Source organism: uncultured Methylobacterium sp. (genome assembly GCF_964242245.1).
Lineage (GTDB): Bacteria > Pseudomonadota > Alphaproteobacteria > Rhizobiales > Beijerinckiaceae > Methylobacterium.
Map to the genome: position 1 here is coordinate 1 of NZ_CAXTBY010000159.1, position 6,630 is coordinate 6,630.

Below are 6,630 nucleotides of genomic sequence, written 5' to 3' on the forward strand. Positions count from 1 at the left end.
TGAGGACAGCGACGGATGATGTCACAGGGCCGAGCAAACGGGGAAGCTCCCGCATGTGCCGTCCACGCGCGGTCATCGGCGCGTGATCACGCCCTCCCCACCGCGGCGAGCGCGAAGGCGTAGATCAGGGCGACCTCCTCCAGCCGGTCGAAGCGGCCGGCCGCTCCCCCGTGGCCGGCCTCCATGTTGGTGCGCAGCAGCACGGGGCCGCCGCCGGTCATGGTTGCGCGCAGCCGCGCCACCCACTTGGCCGGCTCCCAGTAGGTCACCCGCGGGTCGGTCAGGCCGGCCAGCGCCAGGATCGCGGGATAGGCCTTGGCCGCGACGTTGTCGTAGGGGGAGTACGACAGGATGGTCTCGAAGGCCGCCTCGCTCTCGGCCGGGTTGCCCCATTCGGGCCATTCCGGCGGGGTCAGCGGCAGGTCGGCGTCGAGCATGGTGTTGAGCACGTCCACGAAGGGCACGTCGGCGACGATGCCGGCGAAGAGTTCCGGCGCGAGGTTGGCCACCGCCCCCATCAGCATCCCGCCGGCGCTGCCGCCGTGGGCGACGATCCGCTTCTCCGCCGTGTAGTTCGCCGCGATCAGCGCGTGCGCGCAGGCGACGAAGTCGGAGAAGGTGTTGGGCTTCTTCTCGCGCTTGCCGTCGAGGTACCAGCGCCAGCCCTTCTCGGTGCCGCCGCGGATGTGGGCGATGGCGTAGACGAAGCCGCGATCGACGAGCGACAGCAGGTTGGTGCGGAAGCCCGCCGGCATCAGCGTGCCGTAGGCGCCGTAGCCGTAGAGCAGCAGCGGCGCCGAGCCGTCGAGCACGAGGTCGCGCCGGTGCAGCAGCGAGATCGGCACCTGCGCGCCGTCCGGCGCGGTCGCGAACAGGCGCCGGGTCACGTAGGCCTCCGGAGCGTGGCCGCTCGGCACGCTCTGGCGCTTGCGCAAGGTGCGGGCGCGGGTGTCGCACGCGTAGTCCCAGGTCTCGGCCGGCGTCGTCATCGACGCGTAGGCGAAGCGGATCGTGCCCGTCTCGAACTCGTGGCCGGGCTGGAGGCCGAGCGAATACGCCTCCTCGGCGAAGGCCACCGGATGCTCCGCCTCCGTCGCGAGGTCGCGCACGATGATGCGCGGCCGGGCGTTCTCGATCTCCAGCCGGATCAGGTGGCCGGACAGCAGGTGCAGGTGGCGGATCATCGTGCCCGCGCGGTGGGGGACGACATCGCGCCAGCCCTCAAAGCCGGGCGCGGCGACCGGCGCGGTGACGATCTTGAAGTCCTCGGCGCCGTCGGCGTTCGTGAGGATGAAGAGCGCGTCGCCGCGATGCTCGACCGAGTAGATCAGCAGCGGTTCGCGGGCCTGCACCACGCGCAAGGGGGCGCCCTCGCCCGCGTGTCGGTCGAGGAGGTGGACCTCGGAGGTCTCGTGGTCGCTCGCGGTGACCGTGAGGTAGGCACCCGACTGCGTCTGCCCGATATGCACGAAGAAGCCGGAATCGCGCTCGGCGTAGACCGTGACGTCGTCCGACTGCGCCGCGCCGAGGCGGTGGCGCATGACGCGCACGGGCCGGTGGTTGGCATCGACCGCGACGTACCAGAACCCCGAGCCGTCGGCCGACCAGACCGCCTCGCCCGACGTCGCCTCGACGCGATCCTCCAGGTCGAGGCCGGTGGCGAGGTCGCGCACCCGGATCGCGTGGAGTTCCGAGCCCTTGGTGTCGGCGCCCCAGGCGAGCCGCGCGTGGTCGTCGGAATGGACGGCCGCCGCGATCTCGAAGAACGGCAGGCCCTCGCCCTCGCGGTCGCCGTCGATCAGGATCTCCTCCGAGCCCGCATCGTCGCCCGCGGTCGTGGGCCGGCGGCAGACGAGGGGGTGCTGTCCGCTCTCCCGGTGGCGGGTGTAGTAGGCGAACGCCCCGTCGGGAACCGGCACGCCGCTCTCGTCCTCGCGGATGCGCCCGCGCATCTCCGCGACGAGGGACTTCCGCAGGCCGGCCATGCCGTCGAGGGCCGCCGCCGCGTGGGCGTTCTCGGCCTCCAGGTAGGCGGCGATGTCGGCGGGCAGCGCCGCGGGGTCCTTCAGGACCGCCTGCCAGTTCTCGGCCTTCAGCCAAGCATACTCGTCCGAGATCGTCCGGCCGTGGACCTCGAACCGGTGCGGACGCCTCGCAGCGACCGGCGCATCGGACAGGGACGGGAAGGGACGCGGATCGGATGCCATCGCAGAAAATCCTGTGCAGGGAGCCACCCGGCATGTGCGGCGCGGACCCTTCCAGGGCAAGCCGGCGCGGTAGCCTGAGCGCCCTCCGGCATCGCCGGACCGCTCGCCGCGAAGCGGTACGATCAGAGGCCGGTCAGTCGAGGGTGATCAAACCGCCCCGTGGGAGGCTGGGCACGTCATGAGATCTCGATAAGTTGAAATATTATGCACCCTGGCCGATGTTGCATATCCGCTCAGCCTCGCACGGTCTTGCGACGGGTTTCCAAACATCATACAGCAATGTCGCGGCGAGAGGGATCGCCGCACTTCGTAGAGCACTTGCGAGCAGGCGCGTCGTTGCTGCGACTTCATCGCACGACACCTGGGGCCGCCGGTACGATCGGACCGCGCGAGCCCGCAACTACGGCCTGCTTCGCGTCCAGGAGATTCTGCCAACCATGAATGAAACAGACACCGCGGTCGATTACGTGGAACTCGCCGCCGATATCGTCTCGGCGTACGTCAGCAACAATCCCGTCCCTCCGGGAGAGCTTGCGCAGCTCATCACCCGGATTCACACCGCCCTCGTCCAGGTCGCCGGACACCGCGTCGAGGCGGAGGTTCCGATGGGGCCGCTGCAGCCTGCCGTGCCGATCAAGAAATCGGTGACCGCCGACCACATCATCTGCCTGGAGGACGGCCGGACCTTCAAATCGCTCAAGCGCCACTTGCGCGCGAAGTATGACCTCAGCCCGGAGCAGTACCGCGCCAAGTGGGGCCTGCCGCCCGAGTACCCGATGGTGGCGCCGAACTACGCCAAGGCCCGCTCCGATCTCGCCAAGGCGATCGGCCTCGGCCAGACCCGCAACGGAAACTACGACGAAGCGGCCTGATCGCGCCCGCGCGCGGCAGGACGCGTGCAGTCCAGGCCGTGCGCGAATCCCGGAACGAATAAGCACCTGCGACATTATGCTTGAATGAGCGAGACCGACGCGGCCGCCGACGGCCTCACCAAGGCCAACGAGGCCCTATCGGCGTGGGCGGCGCGCTCGGCTGCGGGCAGTGCCGCCCTAATCGAGCGCCTGGAGGCCCTGGGCTACGAAGTCGGCGGGAAATCCGAGGACGAGATCGCCGAGGTGCTCAAGCACCCCCCGACCCGCCCCGGGGCTGCGTGACGCTCCACAGGGCCGAGGCCGTCAAGCCTTGAATTAGGATAAATTTCCAGGCTCTCATGTTCCGCATCGCATTCGATGTCACATTGCGATTGGAACATATAGTGAACAAAACTACGAGGACCGAGGCTCGGCGCCAGCGTTCGGGGGACACGGCACGCATCGAGCCCCCGCTCGGCCGCGCCGCCGAGCGCCTGCTCGCGGCCTTGTCGCCGGCCGGAGCCTACGCGTTCGTCGATCCCGCGGAGACCGAGACGCTGATCCTGCGCGGCGGCGGCAGCGGCGTCTCGATCGGCGGCGGCCGTTTTCCGGCCTCGGTGGGGGAGCGCCTCGTCGCGGCCGATCTCGCGGTTCGGGACCCGGGCCCGCGCGGCCGCCTCAGCCTCGCTCCGGCGGGCCGGGCTTGGCTGCGGCGGGCACACGCGCCGGCGGACGAGACGTTCCGCGGGCAGCACCTCGAACTCGTCACCGACGGCGAGGCGGGCGAGCGGCGCCTGCGCGATGCCTGCGAGAGTCCGATCGCCTGGATGGTTCGGCGACGTGGCCGCGACGGTGCGCCGCTCCTCGACGCTGCCTCCTACGAGGCGGGCGAGCGCCTGCGCCGCGACCTCACCACGGCGATGCTGCTGCCGAGGATGGGGACCGACTGGAGCGCCCCGCGGGTCGACGGCTCCGGCCCTCGCGATCCGTCCTCCGCCTCGGACGCGATCCTGGCCGCGCGCCAGCGGGTTCGTGCGGCGCTGGACGCGGTCGGCAACGACCTGTCCGGCCTCCTCATCGACCTGTGCGGGTTCGTGAAGGGCCTGGAGCGCATCGAGGCCGAGCGGCGCTGGCCCGCGCGCTCGGCCAAGGTCGTCGCCCGCATCGCGCTCGGACGGCTCGCGGAGCATTACGGCCTGCAGCGTGAGGCCTCCGGCCCGGACCACGCGCGGATGCGCCTCTGGCGCGACCGTGGTTGACGGATGAAGGCCGGAGGATCAGGCGGCGAGCCGGACCGCGTCGCGATGGATGCGGTCCGCCATGGCCCGGACGCCGTTGGAGCGCTGCGGCGTGAGGTGCTCGCCCAAGCCCAGCTTGGTGTAGAGGGCGAAGGCGTCGGTATCGGCGGCCTCCTGCGGGGTCTTGCCGTTAAACAGCGCGATCATCAGCGCGACGAGGCCGCGCACGATGTGCGCGTCGCTGTCGCCGCGCAGGTGCAGGCGCGGCTCCGCGCCGGACGCGTCGACGCCGAGGTCGATCCAGACTTGGCTGGCGCAGCCGAGCACCTTGTTGGCCTCGCTGTGAAGCGCTTCGTCCGCCGGCGGAAGGGTCCGGCCGAGTTCGATCAGGTAGCGGTAGCGTTCTTCCCAATCGTCGATGAATTCGAAGTTCTCGACGATGGTCGCGATCGGTGGCAGCATGCGGGAGCGGGTTCTTCGTCAGTGGGCGCGGACACCCATATAGGTCGCCGACCCCGACCCTGCGACTCGCGGCGACGCGTCACGCCTGTGCGCTGACGCGAGCCTCCGGCAACTGGAGCCGCAGCGGATCGCGCTTGGTTGCGGTGCCCGTCACCGCGATCTCCGCCTGCGCGGCGTAGGCCGCGATCAGACGGGGCCCGAGCTTGGGGATGTTGGCCCTGCCCGCCTCCGCCGCCTCGCCGTTCCCCGATACGATCGTCAGGGACACCGGCGCGCCGGCCGGCGCATCGATGTCGATCGCGATGGTGCAGGAGACGCTCTCGGCGGTGGCGTCGAGGCACTCGGCCACGATCTCGGCGACGATCATGCCGAGTGCGTTGGCGGTGCGCGGCTCCACGAGACTCGTGCCGACGCCGCCGACGTGGACGCCGATGCGGCCGGCCCTGCGCAACTGACCCAGGCCGGAGGCGAGGCGGTGCAGGTAGTCGCGCAGGTCGATCGACGCGATGTGCGGCGCCTCGTGCAGGTGCTGCTGCACCAGCGCGATCGCCCGGACGCGCTGGCCCAGCGCCTCGAAGCTGCCGCGGCACGGCTCGGGCGCGGCGCGCCCGTAGAGCCCGATCAGGCTGACCATCACCTGGAGGTTGTTGCGGACCCGGTGATAGACCTCGGCCAGCAGGGTCTCCTTCTCCGCGAGCGCGTGCTCGATGTTCTCCTCGGCGTGCTTGCGGTCGGTGATGTCGAAGCAGGACCCGAGATAGCCGTGGAAATCTTCGCCCTCGGTCAAGGGTCGGGCGGTGTCGAGGAGCCAGCGGTAGGCGCCGTCGTGGCGGCGCAGGCGAAACTCCACCGTGAAGGGCTCGCGGATCAGGAAGGCGTCGGAGACGATGCGCGCGTGCCGGTCGAAATCGTCCGGGTGCAGACCCGTGCGCCACCCGACGTCGAGTTCCACATCGAGGGGGCGGCCGGTGAACTGAAGCCAGCAGGCGTTGTGGTGGACGGCACGACCCTGAGCGTCGGAGCGCCACATCATCAGGGGCACGTCGTTGGCGAAGCGGCGGAAGTCGTCCGTGATCGCCGGCGTGGATGCCACCGTCGTGCCGTACCCGACCGTCCCGGTCGTTGGTGACTCCGCGACCATGCTACTCCCGATCCGCTTCCGGCCCCTGGCTGACGTGCGCAATGCTGGCGCCGGTCAACGTGTCGGACCCAGGCCCGTTCCGGTCTTCCGGGAACGGGAAGCGACGCCGAGCATAGGCAGGCCGCTTCGGCCTGCGGACCCCTCAGCCCGGGGTCGTCTCACCCGCTGGAGACGCCCCCGGGACGGCGGTGTTAGTGCGGGTCCGGCGGCCCTTCGCCCTTGCCGACGAAGGGGATGCCTTCGATCGGGCACTCTTCCGTCCCTACGCTCTGGCGGGTGAGCGCACGCACGGCGTCGCGGGTGCCGTCGGGGTCCTCGATCCAGCGGCGATAGAAGTCGTAGGGACACTCCGACATCCCGTGCCGGTTCTCCTTGGAGTTGATCATGCCGGTATAGCCGCGGTGCAGCAGCTTGAAGAGGTGGTTCTCCGACTGCCCGTGGGCGCGAAAATCGCGGATCAGGAACTTCGAGAGCGCCGCGTACTGGATGCCCATCTCCTCCTCGCCGCACTCGCCGAGCGTGCGCCCGTCGAACCCGATGATCGCCGAGTGGCCGAAATAGGTGTAGACGCCATCAAAGCCCGCCGCGTTCGAGACGGCAACGTAGGTGTTGTTGGCGAACGCCATCGCCTTCGAGATGAGGATCTGCTGTTCTTTCGCCGGGTACATGTAGCCCTGGCAGCGGATGATGAGTTCGGCCCCGCGCATGGCGCAGTCGCGCCAGATCTCGGG

The 6,630-nt window shown here is 70.0% G+C and carries 7 protein-coding genes; 3 read left to right on the top strand and 4 right to left on the bottom strand.

The genetic code is table 11. From position 1 onward, the window contains the following. Nucleotides 1–86 precede the first annotated feature (86 nt). Nucleotides 87–2,207 carry a S9 family peptidase gene (locus tag ACFE8Y_RS20105; RefSeq protein WP_375466144.1) on the bottom strand — a complete coding sequence of 707 codons (2,121 nt, stop codon included), beginning with the start codon at nucleotides 2,205–2,207 and terminating at the stop codon, nucleotides 87–89. A 437-nt stretch (nucleotides 2,208–2,644) separates the two neighbouring features. Between ACFE8Y_RS20105 and ACFE8Y_RS20110 the strand changes: the two genes are divergently transcribed. From ACFE8Y_RS20110 to ACFE8Y_RS20120, 3 genes are all read left to right on the top strand, one after another. After that, the gene (locus tag ACFE8Y_RS20110; protein ID WP_375466145.1) at nucleotides 2,645–3,079 is read left to right on the top strand and encodes a MucR family transcriptional regulator; all 435 of its coding nucleotides are present in this window, start codon (nucleotides 2,645–2,647) and stop codon (nucleotides 3,077–3,079) included. Between the two features lie 84 nt (nucleotides 3,080–3,163). After that, on the top strand, nucleotides 3,164–3,361 hold the full coding sequence (locus ACFE8Y_RS20115) for a hypothetical protein (RefSeq protein WP_375466146.1): 198 nt from the start codon (nucleotides 3,164–3,166) through the stop codon (nucleotides 3,359–3,361). Nucleotides 3,362–3,462: 101 nt separating this feature from the next. After that, complete coding sequence (locus ACFE8Y_RS20120; RefSeq protein ID WP_375466147.1) at nucleotides 3,463–4,317, top strand: DUF6456 domain-containing protein; 855 nt, start codon at nucleotides 3,463–3,465, stop codon at nucleotides 4,315–4,317. 18 nt (nucleotides 4,318–4,335) lie between these two features. On the opposite strand, the gene ACFE8Y_RS20125 is transcribed toward ACFE8Y_RS20120, so the two are convergent. The 3 genes from ACFE8Y_RS20125 to ACFE8Y_RS20135 all read right to left on the bottom strand — a co-directional run. Next, entirely contained in the window at nucleotides 4,336–4,758 is a 423-nt protein-coding gene (locus ACFE8Y_RS20125; protein ID WP_375466148.1) for a SufE family protein, read from the bottom strand. Between the two features lie 79 nt (nucleotides 4,759–4,837). Continuing rightward, the gene (locus tag ACFE8Y_RS20130; protein ID WP_375466149.1) at nucleotides 4,838–5,899 is read right to left on the bottom strand and encodes a sensor histidine kinase; all 1,062 of its coding nucleotides are present in this window, start codon (nucleotides 5,897–5,899) and stop codon (nucleotides 4,838–4,840) included. A gap of 191 nt (nucleotides 5,900–6,090) precedes the next feature. Continuing rightward, a partial coding sequence (locus ACFE8Y_RS20135) for a nitrilase-related carbon-nitrogen hydrolase (RefSeq protein WP_375466150.1) occupies nucleotides 6,091–6,630 on the bottom strand: 540 nt, incomplete at its 5' end.

Excerpts from the sequence above, each read along its gene's own strand:
- ACFE8Y_RS20105 (WP_375466144.1), bottom strand. The coding sequence starts at position 2,207 with ATGGCATCCGATCCGCGTCCCTTCCCGTCCCTGTCCGATGCGCCGGTC.
- ACFE8Y_RS20110 (WP_375466145.1), top strand. The coding sequence starts at position 2,645 with ATGAATGAAACAGACACCGCGGTCGATTACGTGGAACTCGCCGCCGAT.
- ACFE8Y_RS20115 (WP_375466146.1), top strand. The coding sequence starts at position 3,164 with ATGAGCGAGACCGACGCGGCCGCCGACGGCCTCACCAAGGCCAACGAG.
- ACFE8Y_RS20125 (WP_375466148.1), bottom strand. The coding sequence starts at position 4,758 with ATGCTGCCACCGATCGCGACCATCGTCGAGAACTTCGAATTCATCGAC.
- ACFE8Y_RS20130 (WP_375466149.1), bottom strand. The coding sequence starts at position 5,899 with ATGGTCGCGGAGTCACCAACGACCGGGACGGTCGGGTACGGCACGACG.